This is a genomic window from Caballeronia sp. KNU42, assembly GCF_053760385.1.
In genome coordinates this window covers 108338-130321 of sequence record NZ_JBSNBT010000003.1, presented here as the reverse complement: position 1 = coordinate 130321, position 21984 = coordinate 108338, and the positions used below count along the sequence as shown (strand labels likewise).

Genomic DNA, 21984 nt, shown 5'->3' with positions numbered 1-21984 from the left:
CTCCGGCCACCGGATTTTTTATGGCTTACCTCAATCTGGGTTCGACGAGATCCTACCCGCCTTGATCGGCGCGTCGGGATGCGGAGTATGCGAGCCCCCTGTGCTGCCAGGAGCAGCGACCCAGTGGATGGCAGCGGCGGCCAGCCCGAGCGCGACACCAAAGACGACGATGCCCGTCCAGCCAAAGCGGCTCATCAGCCAGCCGCTGACCGTCGCACCGACGGCGCCGCCGAAGAAGGTGGCAGTCATGTAAAGGCTGTTGATGCGGCCCTGCGCTTTATGATCGACTGCGAAGGCGCGAGTCTGGTTGGATACCAACCCGGCCTGCACGCCGATATCGAGCACGATGACGCCGATTACCAGCAAAGTCATCGACGAGTTCGCGCCGGCGAGAAGCAGGTAAGCAAGCGTCACGGTGCCGATACTAAGCCCAACGACATGGCGGGCTCCGCGCCGGTCGGAGATATGGCCGCCGAGTGAAGCCGCAAACGCGCCGGCCGCGCCGATGATGCCGAATCCGCCTGCCCACGCGCTGCCAAGTTGCCAGGGTCCGCTGGCAAGGAGCGCCGCCAGATTGACCCAGAAGGCGTTGAAACAGGCCCACAACAGCGCCTGGATAATCATCGACTCACGAATCGGACGATGGTCCCGCGCCAGTGGCCAGAGCGAAGCGAGCAGCCGGCCGTAGGGAAGATCCGTGGAGGGCACACCCTGCGGCAGGAGCGTAGCGGCAGCGATCCAGACAGGCACCATGAACGCCGCTTCCATACCGTAGACCGCGCGCCAGCCATAAGCCGCGCCGACTACGCCGGCGATGGTGCGGCCGATTAGGATTCCGACCATAATCCCACTGACGACCGTGCCGACCGAGCGCCCTCGCTGGTGCGGCGGCGACATGACGGCTGCGAAGGGCACGAGTTGCTGTGGCACGCAACTGACGATGCCAAGACCAAAGGAGGCCGCGATCAACGCCCAGATGCGGGGCGAGATCGCCGCCGCGATGGCGAAAACGCAGGCGAATGCGATCTGACCGAGCACGAGCTTGCGCCGGTCGAAGCGGTCGCCTAGCGGTAGGAGCAATGCAAGCCCGGTCGAGAAGCCGAGCAGCGCCGCGGCGGCGACAAGATCGACGGTGGTCAGGTCGACCCCAAAGCCCGCTTTGATCAACGGCAGAATCGGCTGGGTGCAATAGATGTTGGTGATCACCGCGCCGGCGATGACCGCCATCATGACGATCTTGCCGCGCGAGGCTACCGCAGGCGCAGGTGAACTAACGGGTGGACTGGCCATTCCGCTCACGGGATTCTCCTTGTTTCGATCTCTTTGGTATTTGCATCGACATGTAGCAATCGCGCATTCAGTTGCACATTTCAGGTGAAGAACGAAAATAAACTATGATCAGGATTCCAAAACATGTAACTGCGATACCCTCGACACAAGGGCAACAGTGGCGCACTTCTTCGCCAGACTTGCAAAATTCTTGCCGGACCGCTTGTCCGGTTACAGAGCATCCAACGCCAGAAAGCGAAGTACAAAACAGGCGGTGAATTCTTCGAGAACCGCTTCCGCGGACCGGCTTGCGAACGTCAAATCCGCACGCTCAAGCGTCCCCCGATGCGACATCAACCAACCGCGTCCCAGACGTTTCGGTCATGATCGGGGATGGATCCCATTCTGGACGAGATTCGACACGAAATCATCGTGACCCGTGGCAACTCAATTGTTCCGTTCAGTCAACCATGCGTCAGCCATAAGGTGATGCGTATAGGCCTGATTGGCAAGACCGTCTGCCCGCCCACCTCTGGTGGCGCGACCCACCGGCTTGTTAGATCGATCAACGTATCCTCGTCAATACCCGGATGCGCCTGACGTAGAACAGACATGCGCTGATTAAAATATTCTCGTTGGACCTCGAAAGGCCGGTACCTTGCAGGTTCATGCCAATCTCGCGGGCGATGCACGTAACCAGCGGTAGCGCTTCATGCAGCACCGGCGATTTATTACCGTTGCCGGGTGCCGCGACAAACGGTGCGATCACATTGCAATTCCGGTCGCAAAAGGCCACGTCCTGGTCACCCTTCATTTTCTCCTCGAAATCTTTCCGCCGATAAAAACTAGAAGATTTTTCCCTGAGTGGAATCAGGGCGAAACAGCAAGAAAATTGCTATACCAGGCGCCAGTTTGAGATGCAACTGCATGGGTTATCCGCTATTCAGGTAGATCGGTTTGCCGGTGTCTCCAAGCACGTTGTGCGAAGTCAAAACTATCAAAATCTTCATTGTCGGTCTCCGTTCGTTGAGACGAACGCCTGAAGGGGCATCTCCGGGGGCACTCTCGAAATGGATGTCCTTGCTCGGTTGAGACGGTTGCGGCCCTCACCGAAAAAATAGTTTGAGCATCCGTAAAGAAGCCTACTTCGAATAGTGTCGGCAGACCATACATCCATGAGATGCCGCGCAGCCGCTCTTCGGTTGGGAGACCCATACCAAGGTATGGCAGATGCAGCGCATCCAGATGCGTCCCCGGCTGCATGACGCGAGCGGTCCACTAGCATCGACATCCTCGAGACCGACCTTCGATCTAATTGTATACACGGGCGTATGAGTTCCACACGCTTTTGCAGAGGCAATGCCACCCGTTCGTACAATGGTTTTCAGCGGCTGGAACGTCTACCTTGATCTCATGGCGAGCGCGGCCTTCTCGCGCGCAGCCGATCAGGAGGGCGAGTCGTGAATGCAAGGGAAACGGCAGATTCGGTGACCGATGTGCACGGCGACGCACCCCTATCAGAACCGTGCTGGATTCAGACCGACGCGGACACAGTGAATGCACTCTCCGAGCGGATGTTCAAAACAGTCATAGTTGTGGTCTGTGCGTGGTCATTGATTGAAGCGCCGGTAGAGCTTGGAGTGTCCGACGGGCACACAGTGGTGCTTGCCTTGCTCTTGTCGAAGCTCGTGGTGGTCGGCACAGGCTTCGCTGCCGTTGCCAAAGCACGCTTCGCTCGCGAAACATTTGCCTTTATCTGCGGTGCGAGCGTGTTGGCCATCGCACCCGCACTACCGATGGAATTCAACCAGTCCTTCGCGATGGCAATGTTCTCGACCGTCGAATGCTTCAGCAAGGCCGCGTGCGTGATGGCATTCGGCGTCGCATCGGCGCGAGAAAAACAGTCGCGCCCGCGGTAGTGTCCTCGGTACAAATCCGGTTGCGTCGATGCGCTTGTTTGAGGAGGTGGATATGTCTCACGTATTGCATAACTGGATTTTTGTCGGCAGTAATGCCTATGACGAGTACACCTTCATCCCGTGGCTCAACAAGAACGTATATCGCCGGACAGTGGATCTAAGTCATGTTTGCCTGCTGTAAATCGTCGGTGCGTACGCCCAAGTGCGTGACTGGAAGGGACGCACGATGTCATCGATGCCATCTCGCCTGCTACATGCAAATCGAGTCTTCAGGACTCGCCTATCCCAAGGTATGACGAGAGCGGACGATGAAATGAATCGCGTATCCGCTCGGACGACTATTAACGAATGGCGGGATTGACTAGCTTAGTGCAATACAGCGAAAGCCGGCCTCGAATCGCACAAGCGACGGGGCAGCCGCTCTGCGCACTCAAGGTGTTCCCGTCGGCCTTGGAGCTTTCGCCGCGAAAGCGAAACGTCACCTTTCGGAAGGAGCTTGAACAATGCTTGCTGGCCAACTCAATCCATGGACCCAGACGATACGACTTCTGTCATGCGGATCGCAACTCCCAGATATCGGCAATAAGGTGTCGTTCAGGGAAAAATGCCGCGCATCCTTTGGCCACGACAGCGCGCTCAGTACCGGGCCTTCACTGCATCGGGTGGTCAGTCTCCTTGAGCGGACAAGCTCCTTGACTGTCACGATTGCCTGGCGAGATTCGACGAGCTGTTCCTACGGCGCCCAGATATGGATGGTCGCGAACGCAAAGGTTTCCGGTGTTTGCGCAATGAGCGGGGCGCAGATAAAACGGGGCGATCGAATTTTTCATCCGCGTCACTCGAGGGATGCACCGATGAACGCCAGGGCCATGATTCTTGCGTCAGCAATAGACGCGGCGAAGCCGGTCTGATGCATCGGTGGCCGCTCGATTCGTCGGCAGAAACGGCGTCGTTGGTTTATCACCGGTCACGCCACTAGATGAAAGTGTACCTTGAGGCGCAATGATAGTCGGAAAGACCTTGCCCAATAGGTAGCGATAAGCGCCAGCATTGCTTACTATATGAAGAGTATTGGCGTTGGCTTACCGTGACGAACTCTTCGAAGATGGCGCGATGAAACACGACAGCGTTGGGGTGGGAAGTGAACCATTGCCGGGCTCGCTCGTTTATGTGGTCGACGACGATGAATCTATTCGAGGCGCGCTAACCTCTCTGCTCATGTCTGTCGGAATTCACGTGCGGGCGTTCGAATCGGCCGACGATTTTCTAGCCGCGGAGATGCCGGACGTGCCGAGTTGTCTCATTCTTGACATTCGGCTGCGAGGCGCGAGCGGCCTGACCCTGCAGCAGGATCCGTTTAAAGAAAGTATTCGATTTCCGGTCATATTTCTGACCGGGTACGGTGACATCGAGATGTGCGTCAAGGCAATGAAGGCGGGTGCTTTCGATTTCATGACAAAGCCGTTCAAGGACCAAGATCTGATCGATACGATCGCCGCAGCCCTGAAAAGGGACAGCGAATTGAAGCGCCAGGAAAAGATCGTTGCAGGCATCCGTCAAACATACGACTTGCTGACAGCGCGCGAGCGGGAAGTCATCAGGCTGGTTGCCGATGGACTGTTGAACAAGCAGATCGCCGACCGCCTGTGTCTTAGCGAGGTGACGGTCAAGATCCATCGTGCGCAGGCAATGCACAAGCTGGATGCACGCTCAGTGCCCGATGTTGTCAGGAAGTTGCAGCAGGTGCTGCCAGTCCACCAAGGCGCTAGGTAGAAGTTTCCGCGTTCGCCGCGCTGTGGCCGCCATCTTCGGCACCGGGATCGATCCCGGCTAATACTGCTAATACCAACTGTCACTAAAATCATCCGAAGGTCTTATTGTCGCCTCGTCCGTAGGACAGTAATTTTCCTAGAGGACCCAATCTTTCTGAATCCTTTAGTTAACTTGCGGACTCGAGATGAGATCAAAGCGCTCTTCTCCCGTTATTGGGGTGGTGGAAGACGACGAATCCGTCCGGATGGCGGCATCCAGTTTGCTTCGTTCGGCAAACTGGAAGGTCATTGCGTATGCGTCCGCCAACCAACTTGTAGGTGATACGCGCCGCTCGGAACTGAAGCTTGTTGTCGCGGATATCCAGATGCCAGGCATGGACGGTTTTGCGCTGCTTGAGTCGATCAAGCTATGGAAGCAACCAATTCCTGTCATTTTCATTACCGCCTACGCAACGCATCAGCTTCTCGAGCAAGCCAAAGCCGGCGGAGCCGCTGGTTTCTTCTCAAAGCCACTCGATGACGCGCGACTGCTCGCGCGGATTGGCGAAATACTACGGAAGTAACCTGACCGAAGGTCCGTCGCGCAAGCCCCAAGCGAGGCCGGCGAAGGGGCCGTCACGCCGCAGCTTGGCTTCGAGCATCCGAACGTATTAGACCAACATGCGACTGCACAACGCATTACATCACATCGGACGATGGAATCGCGCGGCGTTCGCGCTTACGCTTCAATCCTCGGCCGAAGATTAAAACGACTCTAAGCTAATTCCGGCACCGCCTCAGGCTGCGTGCGAGCCATCGCGAACATGCAACTTCGGCTACACGCGCAGACGGGCCGTTGATACTTCTTCATCTTTTGCAGTTCTGAGCAACTAGATACTCTCTTCGTGAATTTGCCTGTGAGGTGCGAGATGGATCAGCTTTACATGTTGCGTGCATTCGTTGCGGCTGCGCGGTATCAAAGTTTTAGCAAGGCCGCCGAATCCTTGCATGTGACAACCGGGTCAATATCGAAAGCGATCGCCAAGCTCGAAGGATGCATCCAGACAAGGGTCTTGCTCAGGACAACAAGGTCCGTCTCTTTGACAGAAGCGGCGCAACCGTACTATCTGATTTGCTGCCGTTTGCTTGAAGAGCTCGATGAAGCAAACCGTCGCATTTCGCAGGAGCATGAAGTCAACGGCGGAAAACTACGGCTTGTCGTGCACCCCATGCTGGTGAGCGAAACGTTCTCCCGACTGGTGCGGCGCTATCGCGCCATTGCGCCCAATGTGAGTCTCGTTGTTTCCGTTCAGGATGGCGTCACGAATCTGTATGACGGCCGGTTCGATATAGCGATTCTTCCGCCTCATCTTGTGGAGCAATCCGCCGTGATTCGCCGGACGCTGTGCAGGTCGCCAGGCATTCTCGTCGCTTCACCCGCTTATCTGGAGCTATACGGTACGCCCGAAAACGCCTCGCAGCTCGTCCATCACTTTCTGCTGGTCGACCCCGAATCGAGGAAGAAGAGCGCGGATTTTATCGATCTGCATGAGGCTGGCCGAAGAGTGAGCGTGTCTCCCATTTCGTCGATGGATGGTAATGAAGTGCTGCTGCGAGCGGCGGCGCTGACCGGGACCGGCATTGCCACGTTACCTGAAACCATGGTTCGCGAAGATATCGACATGGGACATCTCGTGCACATCCTGCCTGAATGCACGGCATCGGACGGCAACATTGAAATATGTCTCTTCTATTCGCACCGGGAACTGCTCCCGGTGAGGTTCAGGACGTTCGTCGACTTCTGCGCCGAGTTTTTCCGGGCGCCGGCCCGACCCGGTGCCCATGATCCGATCAGGGTTTCGCAACAAAAGAACCTAGACGAAGACCTCGCCATGCTGTCATGACGTGGCGTGACGTTTACGCGCAACGGTCGGGGCGGCACCTCTGTTAACTCTTTGTGGAACTGCGTAGAGTCTCGATATTTGGCGGGAAGATGCGCAAGGACAAACGCAACAGCTGCGAGCCCAAAGGGGTCTATCGCGTCAGGAATTGGTCGGAGTACAACGCGGGGCTGATCGCACGAGGCAGCGTGACTATGTGGATCAATGAGAGCGCATTGACGATGGTAAGCGAAGCGGAACTCGTGGTGCGCGGCAGGCCGCACGTCTACTCGGATGCACATATTCAGGCACTGCTCACGCTCAAGCGGGTGTACCACTTGACGTTGCGAGCCGCCCAGGGCTTCGCGCAAAGTCTGCGGGAGCCTGCGTTCGCCGAGCTCCCTGTGCCGAACTACACGACACTGAGCCGGCGCGCGCAGGATCTGAAGGTGGCGCTACCCGTCACACCCAGTGGTGAACCGCTGCATCTGGTCGTGGACAGCACGGGCGTCAAGCTCTACGGCGAAGGTGAATGGAAGGTGCGCAAGCACGGCTATTCGAAGCGGCGCACCTGGCGTAAGGTCCATCTGGGACTGGACACGAAGACCGGTCAGGTGCGCGCGGCACTGATGACGCATCAGGATGTCGATGACGCGAGCGTATTGCCCGGGCTGCTGGACCAGATCCCCACAGACGAGCCTATCGAAACGATCGGCGGTGACGGTGCGTACGATACGAAGCGCTGCGATGCAGCGATTGCAGCGCGCGGCGCGACGCCCTCGATTCCGCCGCGCGAAGGGGCAAAGCCTTGGCCTGAGTGCACGGCCGGCGCAAGCTGGCGCAACGAGGCAATTGGAGACATCGTGCGAGACGGCCGAGGCGAATGGAAGAAGCGCAGCGGCTATCACCGTCGTTCGCTCGTCGAGAACACGATGTACCGCTTTAAGATACTTACGGGTAATCGTCTGTGGTCGCGCCGCATCGGTTCGCAAGCGACCGAGATGGCGATCCGTGTCGGTGTCGTGAACCGAATGGCGGTACTTGCACGCCCTCAGTCCGTTCGCATTGCTTGAATTTAAGATCACAGGAGACGTTGTGTCTTCACGCCCGATTTACGCAACAACGCCTGAGCGAAGCACTGATTCCGGTAACTTGCCTCAGCGCAGAAGATCATGCACCTGCGATGAAAGGCAACATCGGCTCTCGACGGCAGGGCGTCCCGTGCATGGCGAAGAGGTACGGCTCGAAAAACCGAAATAAAACGGGGTGGGGGAAATCTGCGTTAGAGGGCCGCACGTATCGTTCGGATACTGGAACTCCGACGGCCCAGCGCGACACGCGCTTGATGACAACGGATGGCTGCATACGGGCGACCTCGTCAGCGTGGATCATACCGGTCGTCTTCGCATAGTCGACCGGCGCCGCGACGTGGTGATCTCAGGCGGATTCAATATCTATCCTGCAGAGGTGGAGCGCGTCATCGCCGGTGTTCATGGTGTGGCTGTCGTCGCGGTAATCGGTGTCCCGCACGAAAAATAGGGCAAGGCAGTTGCTGCGTTGATAGTCACCGAAACTGGATTGAGTGTCGCTGACGAAGGCATCATTAATGCGTGCCGGGAGCAGATCGCGGGTTATAAGAAGCCGCTCGTTGTAGAACGTATGACCTGATTCCCGAAAACGAGCACGGGAAAAACCGATAAGCGGACGCTTCGTAGTCGCTACTGGCTCGACTCTCCGCGCAAGGTGGGTGAGTGAGATTTCTCCCGATTCGCTCCGGCCGACGGTGGTCGAAAATCTACAAAAATACGGATAACCGATGAGAGTCGTTCCCGCGCTCGACCGCGGACTACGCATTCTTGCACTGCTGGCTGAGAGGCGGACACCCATCCGCGTGGCGGAGATGGCGCGGCTCTTCGGGTTGCCCCGCAGTGCGACATACGAACTCATTCATACTCTGTCGATACACGACGCCATCCGCCGGCTTGATACCGGAGAGGTCGCACTTGGACCCGCGCCGCTTTCACTCGGCAATGCGTACGGTGCAGAACTCGATTTCGAGGCCCTGGCGCATGAAACGGTAGCACGGGTCACGGCCGAAAGCGACGAAACTTCCCAAGTCGGCGTGCTGGACGGCCGCGAAGTTCATTACATCGCCAAAGCCGACTCTCCACGGTCGCTGTCTCTTGCTTCCACTGTGGGTGTGCGACTACCTGCACACTGCACCGCACTCGGCAAAATCTTGCTCGCCATGCTGCCAGGCGACGAGCTCGAGCGTCGCCTGGCACTGGGTCCTCTCGAACGCCTTACCGAACAATCAATCACCGACGCCGAGGAACTGCGCCAGCGTTTGAGAGAAGCCCCTTCCCAGCGTTTTGCCTGGGAGGAATGTGAATCAAATCCGAACGTAGCGTGCGTGGCCGCACCGATCCTCAACGACCAGGGGGTAGCCATCGCGGCGATAAGTGTCTCATTGCCTCTCTCCCGAATGAACGCACAACGCCGGCACCAGTTAAAGACAATTGTGGTCGATGCGACGCTCAGCTTGTCGGCACAATTCGGCAAGCTGCGTCCAAGGGAGTGATTTGCAGCCGGATCCGTGCCCAGCTGCATTCCGCTCACCTGACTGTCGAGACTTACATCTTCAACACATCCAGCAGCTTCTGCTTCCCGTCAACGTACTCATAAAGCGAGATCGTGCTTTGCTTAAGATCACCGTGCGCATCGAATTGTGTCAGGCCGATCACGCCGGCGTACGCGGTGGATGGCATCGCAGCAAGAATGCTCGCAGGCTCGATTGATCCCGCGCGCTTCATCGCGTCGACGATGATATACACCGCGTCGTAGGTAAATGGCGCATAGACCTCGATTTGCTTGTTAAAGCGCGCGAAATAGCGGCTCTCAAACGCTTTGCCTTGCTCCATCTTCTCGAGCGGAATGCCGGCGATCGAACAAATGATGTTCTTGCTTGCATCGCCCGCGAGCCCTGCCACCTTCGGCGTGCAGACACCGTCGCCGGCCAGTATTTTCACATTCATCGCCAGTTGCGCGGCCTGCTTGGCGAGCGGTCCGCCTGTCGAATCCATCCCGCCATACATGATGACATCGGGACGTTCACCCTTAAGCTTGGTCAGGATTGCCCGGAAGTCGATCGACTTGTCTGTCGCGGCATCGTGTGATACCACGGTCATGCCCGCGCTCTTTGCCTTATTTTCAAATTCATTCGCGAGTCCTTGTCCGTATGCAGTGGAGTCGTCGATGACCGCGACGGAGTGTGCTTTCAGCACCTTTGATGCATAGTTGGCCAGTGCCGGCCCTTGTTGCGCGTCGGTTGCGACCAGACGATAGGTCGTTCTAAAACCTTGCTGCGTATAAGTCGGATTGGTCGCCGACGGTGAAATCTCCACGATGCCCGCGTCGCTGTAAATTCGTGAGGCGGGGATGGACGTGCCGGAGTTCAAATGTCCAATGACAGCGACAACCTTGTCGTCCACAAGCTTTTGTGCAACCTGGGTTGCCTGGCGTGGATCGCCTGCATCGTCTTCGGAATCGAGTTGCAGTGTGATCTTTTTTCCACCGATAACGAGACCACGGGCATTGATCTCTTCAATCGCCAGGCGCGCGCCGTTTTCATCGTCCTTCCCGAGGTGGGAGGCACTACCCGTCAATGGGGAGGCATGACCAATCTTGACGACGACGTCCGTCGGCGCAGCCAGCAGACCGGACGATGAAGTTACGCCGAACGCTGCAACGATGGGGAATACAAAACATCTTTTTAAGTTAGGTGACATAGGTCTCTCTCGAGTCCTTGAATCATTGTTGGTGATAGCGGTCTTCTTTCCGACCGGGTGCCTCAGGTACACGACTAACGTCGTGCGAGATGTATCCCTGACAGCATGCAGCGCACCGAACCACCAGCCATCTCGATGGTAGGCACCGGCAACGGAAGTAGCCGCGCGGATCGCTCGATCAGCGAACGTTGCTCTCGCGTCAAACTCGCGGCAGCTCGCTCGGACAGCGCAAGTACACGGCCATCCGTGCCCGAGAGCTCAAGCGCGTTGCCCGCGAAATTGCGGATCTGCGAGTGATCGAGCGCTATCACGGTACGCCCGCTTTCCAATAGCCGTCTGTGAATCTCGGCGCGTCGGGCGTCGTCTCGAATCAGGTCGAGACCAATAAGAACAAATTCGGTCGCGACACTCATCATGACGTTGGTGTGATAGACCGCGTGGCCTGCGCCGTCAGACGTGTCGAAGCACATCGGCTCAAAATTGAAATGAGTACAGAAGCGCTCCAGCGCGACCGGATCGGCGCGGCGCGAACGCGCCGTGTATGCCACTCGCGCCACGTGATCGAGCACCATGGCGCCAGTGCCTTCCAGGAACACGCCGTCGTATTCCAGCCCCGAGTAGTCGATCACGTCCTGCACGCGGTAATTCGCCTTGAGCATCTCGACGACATCCTTGCGGCGCTCGCGCCGGCGGTTCGCGCAGTGCATGGGGTACAGCGCAACGTGACCGCCGGCGTGGGTCGAGAACCAGTTGTTCGGGAACACCGAATCCGGTGTCTTACTCTCTCCGTGATCGTCAAAAACGTGAGTGCGTACGCCCGCTGCCTCTAGCGCCGCCGCTGCGTTAGTGACTTCGTCGCGCGCGGCGGCGGCAATCCCTGCCCTCTCCTCACGGTCATGTTCGGCGTCGCGACGCTGAAAGGCGTTGTCAGCCGCAGTTTCCGGGTTAGGGTGGAAGCAATGCGGCCGGATCATGACGACAGCGTCAGGCGCCTGGATCGAAGTTAGGCTCATGAAAGTCGAGTCGCGGGAGTGGCGGGGGCAATGGCTCGGTCTACCAGTTGATTCGTCATGCTTATCGGCCAAACACCAACGAGCCGTAAGCACTCGTGCCGACCGCCTCGGCTTGAGGGTGAGATCCTGCCAGTTCGCCGAACAGGTTCTTTGGGTCAACCACCGGCGGGATCAGCGCAACCTCGATGCCGGCATTGCGTGCCTGAGCGAGCGCAAACAGATACCGTAATGCTGAATAATCTTCGAGCGCAAAACCTACGGAATCGAATACCGTCACCTGATCGGCGCGTTCGCGGCCGGCTACTTCGCCGCGCAGTACGCGCCAGAGTTCGACTACCGGAAAATCGCCCGGCAATTGCTGGATGTCGCCTTCAATACGCGTCTGCGGTTCGTACTCGACGATCACGCGCGCGAGACGGAGCACCTCGGCATGGAGTTCTGTCTTGCCCGGGCAATCGCCGCCCACCGCATTGATGTGCATGCCCGGCTCGATCATCTCGGGGGTGAGGATCGTTGCGTACGCCTTGTCAGCCGTAACGGTCGTCACGATGTCCGCGCCTCGCACCGCATCGGTCGTCGATTTTGCGCGCACGACTCGCAGTTCCGGGAAACCCGCGAGATTGCCGATCAGCTTGTCTGTTGCGCGTGCGTCGACGTCGAACACGCGAATCTCGTTGATGCCGAGCAGCGTATGGAACGCGAGCGCCTGAAACTCGCTTTGCGCACCGTTGCCGATCAAGGCCATGCTCCGCGAGTCCGGGCGCGCAAGCGCCTTCGCGACCACGGCGGACGTTGCTGCGGTGCGTAGCGCCGTAGTTAGCGTGAGTTCCGACAGGAAGAGCGGATAGCCGGTCTCGACCTCCGCAAGCGCGCCAAACGCCATGACGGTGTGAATCCCGCGCTCGGCGTTGATGGGATGGCCGTTCACATATTTGAAAGCGAACAGCTTGGAATCGGCCACCGGCATCAGCTCGATCACGCCCACCTGCGAATGGCATGCGAGGCGCGGCGATTTATCGAAGTCGGACCATCGGAGATAGTCTGCTCGAACGGTCTCGGCGAGTTCACTCAGAAAGCGCGGGACGCCAATCTCGGTGACCAGTCGGTAGGTTGCGGGTACGTCCAGAAAGCGGGTCATTGCCATATCTCCTTGGTTGGCCTGGGCTCCGGTGTCGAAGCTATGACGAAATTATTCCTCTGCGGTCAGCCAACAAAAAGAGAGCAAACATGTCAAATTGACCTTTCTATAGAACATAATGCTCGCTTTAAAGTACACTCTGTACAATCCGATGGTTGCGGCTTCCGTCGGTGTTGCGAGACTTATTTCGATATGAACCCTCCCCGGTGAACCAAGATGATCAGCCTCGATGACATCGACCGGCAGTTGATTGCATTGCTGCGCGACAACGCGCGCTTGTCCGTTGTGACGCTTGCGAAGCAGTTGCGGGTCGCGCGCGCGACGGTTCAGAACCGCATCACGCGGCTTGAAACAAATGGAGTGATCGTCGGATATACCGTGCGCCTGAAGCCGGCCGCCGAGGCGCATCGAATCCGCGCCTTGATGTCGATCGCTGTTCAAGGCAACCGGGCGGCCGACGTGCTAAAGACGCTCCGAGGGCATCCCAACGTCGCGACGATTCACAGCACGAACGGGCGCTGGGATCTGGTCGCGGAACTGCGCGCCGACTCGCTGGAAAATTTCGATCGAGTCCTGGGGATGATCCGGCTGCTCGACGGCATCTCGAACACAGAAACGAGCATCCTGCTGTCGACGCACAAGATGTAATTTAGAGGGAAGTTCAAGCTGCGGAATTTTCTCGTCTCGGCCGGACACGTGACGTTTGCATCGGATGATGCAGCATCGTAAGGTCGTTCCGTTACTCGGGAGAGTCATAGAAGAATGATCTGCAAATTGGAGTAGCGGACTCAAATCATTCGCGTAACTTATACAGAACATTAGGAAAGAGCGTTTTACTTATTCTTTTTGGCTTTCGATAAAGACGTCAGGCGGTGCCTAAAGCGCACGACCCCACCCTGAACCGTTCGTCTTTATGGAGAACCGCAATGCCTGAACATCGCACCGCAACCCAAGTCGCGCCTCTCGATTCCGCGTCGCCCAGCATGAAGAAAATCGCGGCCGCCAGTGTCATTGGCACGACGGTCGAGTGGTATGACCTGTTCGTCTTCGCCACGGCCTCCGCGCTGGTCTTCAACAAGGTGTTCTTTCCCGGCTTTGTCCCGTTGATCGGAACGTTGCTCGCGTTCGGCACATTTGCATCAGCGTATCTTGCGCGGATCGTCGGCGCCGCGCTGTTTGGTCATTTCGGCGACCGACTCGGACGCAAGTCGATGCTGCTCGTCTCGCTCGTCACGATGGGCATCGCGACCTTCGCAATCGGATTGCTGCCCAATTATTCGTCGATAGGCATCTGGGCGCCAATCCTTCTACTAGGCCTGCGCATCGTGCAAGGTCTCGCGCTCGGCGGCGAATGGGGCGGAGCTGTATTGATGGCCGTAGAACACGCCCCGGAGAACAAGCGCGGCCTCTACGGTTCGTGGGTGCAGATCGGTGTCCCGGCCGGCACGCTGATCGCCAACCTCGCATTCCTGACCTGCAACGCGGTGATGTCAAATGAAGCGCTGCTCTCGTGGGGATGGCGTATTCCCTTCCTGGCGAGCGCACTGTTGGTCGCAGTCGGGCTTTATATCCGGATAAATACATCGGAGACGCCGTCGTTCAGCAAGGTCAAGGCAGCTTCCGCGCAAGTCAAGCTGCCGCTCGCCGAAGTCCTTACCCGGAACTGGAAGCAGGTGCTGCTGGGCGGTGTTGCAACCATGTCGACCGGCACGTCGTTCAACCTGATCGTAGCGTTCGGACTCACTTACGGTACGCAGACGCTTGGCTTTTCCCGCAACGCAATGCTCGCCATTGCGTTGATCTCGTGCGCGGCCTGCATCGTCCTGCTGCCGCTCTTTGGCCGTCTTTCGGATGTGATTGGACGCAAGCCCGTGATCATCGGCGGAATCATTGCTGAAGCGCTGTTCGCGTTCCCGCTGTTCTGGCTGCTCGACATGCGCGCGTTTCCGTTTGCGCTGATCGGCTATCTGCTGATGATGACCGCATTTGCCGCGAACTATGGTCCGATTGCGACCTTCCTCGCCGAACTGTTCGGCACGAAGGTCCGCTATTCGGGACTGTCGATCAGCTACATGCTGTCCGGCCTGCTCGGGAGCGCCGCGACGCCGATCATCACGACAGCATTGCTCTCGGCGACGGGGAAAGGTTCGTCAGTCGCGTGGTACATGATCGGCTCGGCGGCGGTATCCGCGGGCGCATTGCTGCTACTGGCGGAAACGCTCAAGAAGGAAGTGCCTTCGAAGTCGCAGGAACGCAGTGCAACAGCCACCCTTTCCTAGGATCGCCATGACATCGATCACTGTAGAACAGGACCTGCTTGACCGCCTCGATGCCGTCAGCTTTCCGACCTTGGGCCACTTCCTGGAGAACGGTTTCGCGGAGTCCGCGATCCGTGCACTGGTTCCGAACGTCAAGATCGTGGGTCGTGCGGTTACGCTGAAGCTCGTCAACCCGGATGCCTTCGCGGTGAACCAGGCGCTCGCCGAACTCGCCGCCGGCGACGTGCTCGTGATCGACATGAGCGGTGATCACACGCACGCGCCGGTGGGTGCCGTGACTGGCTGCGCGGCGCTGAATGCGGGCGCAAAGGCGATCATCGTTGACGGTGTCGTGACGGACATTCTCGAGCTACGCGCCATGGGCATGCCCGTTTTTGCGCGAGGCACGAGCCTGCTGACCACCAAACGCCTGGGCGCACGGGGCAACGTGTTGAACGAGCCGGTGACGTGTGGTGGCGTAACGGTGAATCCCGGCGATATCGTCGTTGCCGACGACAACGGCGTCCTCTTCATGAATGACGGCACGGCCGCTGCCGTGATCGATCAAGCCCTCGCGTCGGACCGGGCGGAACCCGCTCTCCTCGCCCGGCTGCACGCAGGCGAAGCAGCGCGCAACGTCCTGCCCCTTCATCATTAGCCTGATTGATGATCAAGATCAGCACGCGCAATTTGACGCCGCCGCGCGAAATCACGAACACTGACCTGATGAAACATCGCCCTTCCAGAACCTGAGAGCCCGAGCATGCATGCAATCCACGATTCATACGCGTCCAGCCACGAATGGCAGGTCCGCACCGAGCTGGCCGCGCTGTACCGGCTCGCCGCGCATTTCCGCATGACGGACATGATCGACACGCACATCACCGCCCGCCTGTCCGGCGACACCCCGACGTTCCTGATCAACCGCTACGGTGTCCTGTTCCATGAAATGCGCGCGTCCGACCTGGTGAAAATCAACCATCTGGGCCACGTGATCGACGCGCGCGCCGCCGACGATCCCGCGCGCTTTCACGTGAACGCTGCCGGTTTCACGATCCATTCCGCGATCCACATGGCGCGCCACGACCTCTCGTTCGTGATCCATACGCACACGGCGGCGGGGACGGCGGTATCGGCGCAAGAGCATGGCTTGTTGCCAATCAGCCAGCACGCGCTGAAGTTCTACGGAAAGCTGGGCTACCACGACTATGAGGGCATCGCGCTTGATCTCGGCGAGCGCGAGCGCTTGATCCGCGATCTCGGCCCGCATAAGGCGATGATCCTGCGCAACCACGGCCTCCTCGCCGCGGGCCGCACGGTGGCCGAAGCCTTCCACGAAATCTACTTTCTCGAACGCGCCTGTCAGGCGCAGGTCCAGGCGCTCGTCGGCGGCTCGGCGCTGCGCATTCCGTCCGCACATGTGTGCGAGCTGACCGCAAGCCAGTTCAACCGCGAGGAATCGGCGGAGATCATGGGCATGGCATGGCGTGCCGCGTTGCGCCTGATCGAGGACCCGAACTCGGACTATCGCTCATGACCCGGCTTGTCCTCATCAGCCGCGACTATGACATGTCGCATCTCGCGCCGCTGATCCGCCAGGCCGCGCCCGAACTCGATGTCATGATGCACGGCAGCCGTGACGCGCTCGATGCCGAAGTGGCCGTCTGCTGGAACCCGCCCGAGGGTGCGGTAGCGGCGTTGCCCCGATTGCGGCTGGTGCACAGCATCGCTGCGGGCGTCGACAATATCCTGACCGACCCGAGCCTGCCGCGCGTGCCGCTGTGCCGCGTGGTCGATCCGCAGCATGCGCGCGGCATGAGCGAATTCGTCACGTGGGGCGTGCTGCATTTTCATCGGCAACTGGATCGGGTCATGGCAAATCAGCGCAATAAAGTATGGCTGCGCCACGACCAGCGGGCACCGTCAACATGTACTGTGGGTGTGATGGGACTCGGTGAAATCGGCACGCGAGTCAGTGTCGACCTGCACCGGATCGGCTTTGGCGTGCGAGGCTGGGCGAAGCGGCCAAAAGATCTGCCGGGCATACATACTTTCAGCGGCGCAGACAGTCTTCCGGCATTCCTGCAAGGCACCGATATTCTCGTGTGCCTGCTGCCTCTCACCGATGAAACCCGGGGCATTCTCAACGCTGCCACCTTCGGCCTGTTGAGGCCGGGTTCGAAACTGATCCATGTCGGACGGGGCGAGCATCTCGTGCCGGGTGACCTGCTCGGTGCGTTACAGCGCGAGCAGATTGGCGCGGCAATCGTCGATGTCTTCCCGAGCGAACCGCTCCCCGCCAGTGATCCATTCTGGGATGCGCCGAACCTGATCGTCACGCCGCACATGGCATCGGTGGCAAGCCCGGAGACGATCGGCTTGCAGGTCGCATTGAACGTGCGCCGGATGATCAACGGCGAACCGCTGCACAACCAGGTCGACGTAGCGCGCGGTTATTGAGGTTATTGAGGAGGCTCGGCAGGCGCTTCCTGCGTATCGATAAACCCATTCAGCGCGTCGAGAAACGCGGTCTCGGCCGCGCTGAACTTGCGATCGGCCGACCATAGGAGGTGGATGTCGAGATTGGCGACGCCTTCGTCAGGCGGCAGGCGCTGGAACCGCCCGAGCGCAACATCTTCGCGCACCACGTGTTCGGGCAAACATCCAATGCCGAAGCCAGCAAAGATAAAGCGCTTCACCTCCGACATGCTCGACGATGACCCGATTACGCGCTCGGTGAAGCCCATTTCATCGCGGAAGAAGGTCAGCGGGGACATGTGATCGCCAACTTTATCGCCGGTAAAAGACACGAATTTCTCGCTGACGAGATCCGCCGTGCGCAAGCCTTCGCGTCCGAATAGTGGATGATGCCGGCCGCAAAAAAGCGCGTAGCGCTGACGCAGGAACAGCCTGCTTTCCACTTTTTTGGGCAATGTGCGGCGCGGTGAAAGACCGAGCGTGGCGGTCTTTTGCTGAAGACTATTCACGACATCGGCGCTGCGCATTTCCTGGCTTTCGAGTTCGATGCGCGGGTAGCTACGATGAAACCCCGCGAGAAACGCGTCGTACGCCGGGAAGTCGATGCCGCTCACGGTCGAGAGCCGCACCATGCCGGAAATATCGTGATCGCCGTCGGATTTGGCGAGTGACAATCTCGACATCATGCCGTACACATCCTCGGCGATCTGCTGCACGTCGATACCCGCCTGCGTCACTTCTATGCGCGGTCCATGACGGTCGACCAGGCGCATGCCAAGCGCGTCTTCCAGCCGTCTGAGCGCCTGGCTGACGGCTGGCTGTGTCAGATGCAGACGCGTCGCCGCGCGGCTCACGCTGCCCTCTCTGGCGATCGCGAGGAACGTACGCAACAGGTTCCAGTCGAGCCGGTCGTTCAAGTACGTGTCGGGCCTGTCCTTGCTCATGTCGCGCCTCGGTGAAGTGTCATCATCCACGAAAATTATACTGAAAATAAGCATTAGAAATTGGACGAATGATTTTGGATTCCCGATAAAGGAGGCATGGATACATCACTACGCGGGGAGCGCGAATCAATGTTGAAGATCGATGGTGAACGACTCTGGTCGAGCCTGATGGAGATGGCAAAAATCGGTGCTACCGCAGCAGGCGGCGTGCGCCGTCTTGCACTCACCGAAGAAGATGCGGCGGGGCGCGCGCTGTTCGCGCGCTGGTGCACAGAAGCGGGCCTGACGCTCACTGTCGATGAAGTCGGCAACCTGTTTGCGCGACGCGCGGGGCGCGATGCATCGGCGAGTCCGGTGGCAAGCGGCAGCCATCTCGACACGCAGCCAGAGGGCGGCCGCTTCGATGGCGTCTACGGCGTGCTGGCCGCGCTGGAGGTCGTGCGAACGCTGAACGACGCGGGCATCGACACCGACAAGCCGATCGAGATCGTAGTCTGGACCAACGAGGAAGGCGCGCGCTTCACGCCCGCCATGCTGGGTTCCGCCGCATTCACCGGCGCGATGCCGCGTGAGCAGGCGCTCGCGGCACAGGACGCGTCGGGCTATTCGGTACGCGACGCGCTGCAGGCCATTTCCTATGCGGGTGCGCGGCCCGTGCCCGGCATTGTCTTCGATGCGTATTTCGAGGCGCACATAGAACAAGGTCCGGTGCTCGAGGAGAACGGTGTACCCATTGGCATTGTGACGGGCGGCCAGGCGATTCGCTGGCTCGACGTGCGCGTGCGCGGACAGGCGGCGCATGCGGGCACAACGCCGATGCCGTTTCGCCGCGACGCGCTGTTCGGCAGCGCGGAAATGGCAAGCGCGCTGGAAGCCATCTCGGCGAAATTCGCGCCGCAAGGGCTGGTGACGATCGGCGAGGTATCGATTCGCAATGCGTCGCGCAACACCATCGCAGCTGATTTGTCGTTCACGGTCGACCTTCGTCATCCCGAAGACGCCCGCATTGACGCGATGGAAACCCTGCTGCGCGAGAAGTTCGAGGCGGTCGCCGCGCGCCGGGGCCTGACGGTAGATATCTCGCGTCATTGGATCAGCCCCGCCACGCCTTTCGATGCCGATTGCGTCGCCGCCGTGGCGCACGCTGTAGAAAAGCTCGACTATCCGCATCAGCGCATTGTCAGCGGTGCGGGTCACGACGCCATTCATCTCGCACGCCATTGCCCAAGCGCGATGATCTTCATTCCCTGCGTGAACGGCCTGAGTCACAACGAAGCTGAAGACGCGTTGCCGCAAGACGTGACACGCGGCGCCGATGTGCTGTTGCACGCGCTGCTCGCACGGGCCGGTCAAAAAAGTTTTGCCTAAAACACTCTCCAAGGATCGCGCCATGAAACCTTTTCGCACGTTGCAGTCACGGCTCGCCTCATTCGCGTTGGTCTTCTGCGCCACCGGCCTGATTTCATCGGCCCATGCCGATACACTCGATAAGATCGCGCAAACCAAAGTGGTCAGAATCGGCGTGTTCCAGGACTACCCGCCGTTCGGGTCGATCGGCGCCGACATGAAGCCGCGGGGACTCGATGTCGATCTCGCCGCCGTCCTCGCTCAAAAGCTCGGCGCGCGTGTGGAATTGGTTCCAGTGACCGGCACGAACCGCCTCGCCTATCTCGCGGATCACAAGGTGGACTTTCTGATGTCGGTGGGCCAGACGCCCGCGCGCGAGAAGGTGCTTGATTTCACCCGGGCCTACGCGCCCTACTACATCGCGGTATTCGGCCCGAAGACGCTTGAGGTTAAACAGGCGGCCGACCTGGGCGGCAAGTCAGTGGCGACCGCCGGTGGCACAAACGAGGACATCAGCCTGAGCAAGGTCGCGCCAGACACGGCCACTATCAAGCGCTTCGATGACCAGAGCGGCGCAATCTCCGCTTTCCTCAGCGGCCAGACACAGCTGATATCCCTGGGTGGGGATGTCGCAACGCGCGTGCACGTCATGCATCCTCAGACGTCGATGGATGAAAAGCTGCGCCTGCTCGATTCGCCGATGCACATTGCGGTGAACAAAGGTGAGGGGCCACTGCGGGACCGCCTGAATACCGTGCTCGATGAAACGCAGAAAGACGGCAGTATCGATCGGATCGAAAAGAAATGGCTGGGCGCGCCTTCGCTCTAATCACTTAAAGGATCTCGTCATGGAATTGACCGACGCAGTCCGGCCACCGTCACTCAGACGCACGTGGCTATTCGTTCCCGGCAACGATATAAACCAGCACGCAATCGCGATGAAGAGCGGCGCCGACGCGATCGTCGCCGATCTCGAGGAAATGACGGCGCCCGAGGACCGCGTACAAGCGCAGCAACGGATTGTTGCGATGCTGCGCGAAACCGCGGTGCTCGGGAAGATCGGCGCCGTGCGCATCAACAAGCTCGAACACGATGGTCACACCGATCTGCAAGGCATCATGGCCGGCGCGCCTCGCGCAATCTTTCTGCCGCATAGCGAGAACGCCACTCAGATGATCGCGCTCGATGCTGCCCTATTTGCGCTCGAAACTGTACATGGCATTACGCCAGGATCAACCGAGATCGTTCCAACGATCGAATCGGCGAAGGGTCTTGTCGCGCTGGCTGACATCTTGTCCGCAACCTCGCGTATCCGATGCTGCATGCTTGCAGTCGAGGACCTGGCCGCGAACCTGGGTGCGAGACGCACGCCGGGTGCAACGGAACTTCTTTATGCGCGCAGTCGGTTTTTGATCGAGTGCGTTGCCGCAGAGTGCGTGGCTATCGACTTGCCTTGTACTTACCGTTCGGACGAGATATTGGCAGCAGACCTCGATCTATCGACACAACTCGGCTTTACATCGAAATGCGTGGTGTTTGCAGAGCATGTGCCTGAGGTCAATAACGCGTTGACGCCATCTCCTGAAGCGATCTCGGAGGCTTTGGAGCGGGTGGCAGCCTATGCCATTCAGGACGTGGGGATGAACGGCAAGCACTGGATTGATGCTCCCGAGCGCAACAACGCCGCTAGACTAATCGCGCGTCACAAAGCACTCGCAGCGTTCGGATAAAATTTTTCCGCGTTAGTCTGGACAGCCCTGCACTCCCGGCTCGATTCGTAAACCGAATTAAAAGTGTCACCGCCCGGACCTCGAAGCATCGGGCCGAGGCGCCGCTGAGGTGACACTTTTGCTTGCAGTCGGAACGACGTAAAACTGTCACTTCGCATAAGTCCGTATTAACTTTGTCACTTCGCATCGTGCTTAGTACCTTTTGCCGTAACTCTATGATTTTACGGATGATTCTCGATCGCGATCGGCGGTTGCCCGTCACCTGTGCCTGCCGCATGGGCGCGCGCTTGGGAGGCGCCATCAGCAGTTCTTGCTTAACCGTAGAGGGCCGAGGAGTAGCGTTGTGTGACTGGAACTAAGGATATACAGTTAGGAATACCACATAGATTCGATCTAATCCAAAGCGATGCCTTGCATCAGATATGATTGAACCCAAAGCAAGGGGTTCTATCCAGTGACTGAGGTATAT

General features: G+C 58.9%; 23 protein-coding genes. 16 read left to right on the top strand and 7 right to left on the bottom strand.

The features are described from left to right. Positions 1–30 precede the first annotated feature (30 nt). The gene (locus tag ACSOSP_RS40830) at positions 31–1290 is read right to left on the bottom strand and encodes an MFS transporter (protein ID WP_455315644.1); all 1260 of its coding nucleotides are present in this window, start codon (positions 1288–1290) and stop codon (positions 31–33) included. Between the two features lie 544 nt (positions 1291–1834). Then, positions 1835–2083, bottom strand: coding sequence for a hypothetical protein (locus ACSOSP_RS40825; RefSeq protein WP_455315627.1), 249 nt, complete (start codon positions 2081–2083; stop codon positions 1835–1837). Between the two features lie 673 nt (positions 2084–2756). Here ACSOSP_RS40825 and ACSOSP_RS40820 point away from each other — a divergent pair. The 7 genes from ACSOSP_RS40820 (at position 2757) to ACSOSP_RS40790 (ending at position 7892) form a co-directional block, all read left to right on the top strand. Then, positions 2757–3188: a hypothetical protein gene (locus ACSOSP_RS40820; RefSeq protein WP_455315626.1), complete on the top strand. Its 432-nt coding sequence runs from the start codon at positions 2757–2759 to the stop codon at positions 3186–3188. Positions 3189–3240: 52 nt separating this feature from the next. Continuing rightward, positions 3241–3369, top strand: a complete 129-nt coding sequence (locus tag ACSOSP_RS40815) for a hypothetical protein (protein ID WP_455315625.1) — start codon at positions 3241–3243, stop codon at positions 3367–3369. A gap of 322 nt (positions 3370–3691) precedes the next feature. Then, positions 3692–4099, top strand: coding sequence for a DUF3331 domain-containing protein (locus tag ACSOSP_RS40810; RefSeq protein WP_455315624.1), 408 nt, complete (start codon positions 3692–3694; stop codon positions 4097–4099). 202 nt (positions 4100–4301) lie between these two features. Then, complete coding sequence (locus tag ACSOSP_RS40805; RefSeq protein WP_455315623.1) at positions 4302–4961, top strand: response regulator transcription factor; 660 nt, start codon at positions 4302–4304, stop codon at positions 4959–4961. Positions 4962–5145: 184 nt separating this feature from the next. Next, positions 5146–5523, top strand: coding sequence for a response regulator (locus tag ACSOSP_RS40800; protein ID WP_455315622.1), 378 nt, complete (start codon positions 5146–5148; stop codon positions 5521–5523). Between the two features lie 345 nt (positions 5524–5868). Continuing rightward, positions 5869–6843, top strand: coding sequence for a LysR family transcriptional regulator (locus ACSOSP_RS40795; RefSeq protein WP_455315621.1), 975 nt, complete (start codon positions 5869–5871; stop codon positions 6841–6843). Between the two features lie 89 nt (positions 6844–6932). Then, positions 6933–7892 carry an IS5 family transposase gene (locus ACSOSP_RS40790; RefSeq protein WP_455315620.1) on the top strand — a complete coding sequence of 320 codons (960 nt, stop codon included), beginning with the start codon at positions 6933–6935 and terminating at the stop codon, positions 7890–7892. 364 nt (positions 7893–8256) lie between these two features. On the opposite strand, the gene ACSOSP_RS40785 is transcribed toward ACSOSP_RS40790, so the two are convergent. Further along, complete coding sequence (locus ACSOSP_RS40785; RefSeq protein ID WP_455315619.1) at positions 8257–8673, bottom strand: hypothetical protein; 417 nt, start codon at positions 8671–8673, stop codon at positions 8257–8259. Positions 8674–8710: 37 nt separating this feature from the next. Between ACSOSP_RS40785 and ACSOSP_RS40780 the strand changes: the two genes are divergently transcribed. After that, positions 8711–9400, top strand: a complete 690-nt coding sequence (locus ACSOSP_RS40780; RefSeq protein ID WP_455315618.1) for an IclR family transcriptional regulator — start codon at positions 8711–8713, stop codon at positions 9398–9400. 52 nt (positions 9401–9452) lie between these two features. On the opposite strand, the gene ACSOSP_RS40775 is transcribed toward ACSOSP_RS40780, so the two are convergent. The 3 genes from ACSOSP_RS40775 to ACSOSP_RS40765 form a co-directional block, all read right to left on the bottom strand. After that, a complete protein-coding gene (locus ACSOSP_RS40775; protein ID WP_455315617.1) occupies positions 9453–10607 on the bottom strand; it encodes a branched-chain amino acid ABC transporter substrate-binding protein in 1155 nt (384 codons plus the stop codon). A gap of 74 nt (positions 10608–10681) precedes the next feature. Beyond that, positions 10682–11620 carry a citrulline utilization hydrolase CtlX gene (gene ctlX / locus ACSOSP_RS40770; RefSeq protein ID WP_455315616.1) on the bottom strand — a complete coding sequence of 313 codons (939 nt, stop codon included), beginning with the start codon at positions 11618–11620 and terminating at the stop codon, positions 10682–10684. 61 nt (positions 11621–11681) lie between these two features. Beyond that, complete coding sequence (locus ACSOSP_RS40765; RefSeq protein ID WP_455315615.1) at positions 11682–12758, bottom strand: ornithine cyclodeaminase; 1077 nt, start codon at positions 12756–12758, stop codon at positions 11682–11684. Positions 12759–12974: 216 nt separating this feature from the next. Here ACSOSP_RS40765 and ACSOSP_RS40760 point away from each other — a divergent pair, with 216 nt between their 5' ends. The 5 genes from ACSOSP_RS40760 to ACSOSP_RS40740 all read left to right on the top strand — a co-directional run bounded on the left by ACSOSP_RS40760 (position 12975) and on the right by ACSOSP_RS40740 (position 17476). Further along, positions 12975–13406 carry an Lrp/AsnC family transcriptional regulator gene (locus ACSOSP_RS40760; protein WP_455315614.1) on the top strand — a complete coding sequence of 144 codons (432 nt, stop codon included), beginning with the start codon at positions 12975–12977 and terminating at the stop codon, positions 13404–13406. 278 nt (positions 13407–13684) lie between these two features. Further along, positions 13685–15037, top strand: coding sequence for an MFS transporter (locus ACSOSP_RS40755; RefSeq protein WP_455315613.1), 1353 nt, complete (start codon positions 13685–13687; stop codon positions 15035–15037). A gap of 7 nt (positions 15038–15044) precedes the next feature. After that, positions 15045–15674 (top strand): RraA family protein, encoded by a 630-nt coding sequence (locus tag ACSOSP_RS40750; protein ID WP_455315612.1) that lies wholly within the window; start codon positions 15045–15047, stop codon positions 15672–15674. A gap of 105 nt (positions 15675–15779) precedes the next feature. Next, a complete protein-coding gene (locus tag ACSOSP_RS40745; protein ID WP_455315611.1) occupies positions 15780–16553 on the top strand; it encodes a class II aldolase/adducin family protein in 774 nt (257 codons plus the stop codon). After that, the gene (locus ACSOSP_RS40740) at positions 16550–17476 is read left to right on the top strand and encodes a 2-hydroxyacid dehydrogenase (RefSeq protein WP_455315610.1); all 927 of its coding nucleotides are present in this window, start codon (positions 16550–16552) and stop codon (positions 17474–17476) included. Before ACSOSP_RS40745 ends, ACSOSP_RS40740 begins: the two co-directional genes overlap by 4 nt. A 2-nt stretch (positions 17477–17478) precedes the next feature. Here ACSOSP_RS40740 and ACSOSP_RS40735 read toward each other — a convergent pair whose 3' ends face one another. Beyond that, the gene (locus tag ACSOSP_RS40735; RefSeq protein WP_455315609.1) at positions 17479–18438 is read right to left on the bottom strand and encodes a LysR family transcriptional regulator; all 960 of its coding nucleotides are present in this window, start codon (positions 18436–18438) and stop codon (positions 17479–17481) included. Positions 18439–18567: 129 nt separating this feature from the next. Here ACSOSP_RS40735 and ACSOSP_RS40730 point away from each other — a divergent pair, with 129 nt between their 5' ends. The 3 genes from ACSOSP_RS40730 to ACSOSP_RS40720 are packed head-to-tail and all read left to right on the top strand — an operon-like array spanning position 18568 to position 21515. Further along, entirely contained in the window at positions 18568–19806 is a 1239-nt protein-coding gene (locus tag ACSOSP_RS40730; RefSeq protein ID WP_455315608.1) for a Zn-dependent hydrolase, read from the top strand. 22 nt (positions 19807–19828) lie between these two features. Next, positions 19829–20614, top strand: coding sequence for a transporter substrate-binding domain-containing protein (locus ACSOSP_RS40725; protein ID WP_455315607.1), 786 nt, complete (start codon positions 19829–19831; stop codon positions 20612–20614). 19 nt (positions 20615–20633) lie between these two features. Next, the gene (locus tag ACSOSP_RS40720) at positions 20634–21515 is read left to right on the top strand and encodes an HpcH/HpaI aldolase/citrate lyase family protein (RefSeq protein WP_455315606.1); all 882 of its coding nucleotides are present in this window, start codon (positions 20634–20636) and stop codon (positions 21513–21515) included. The last annotated feature ends 469 nt before the right edge of the window (positions 21516–21984 follow it).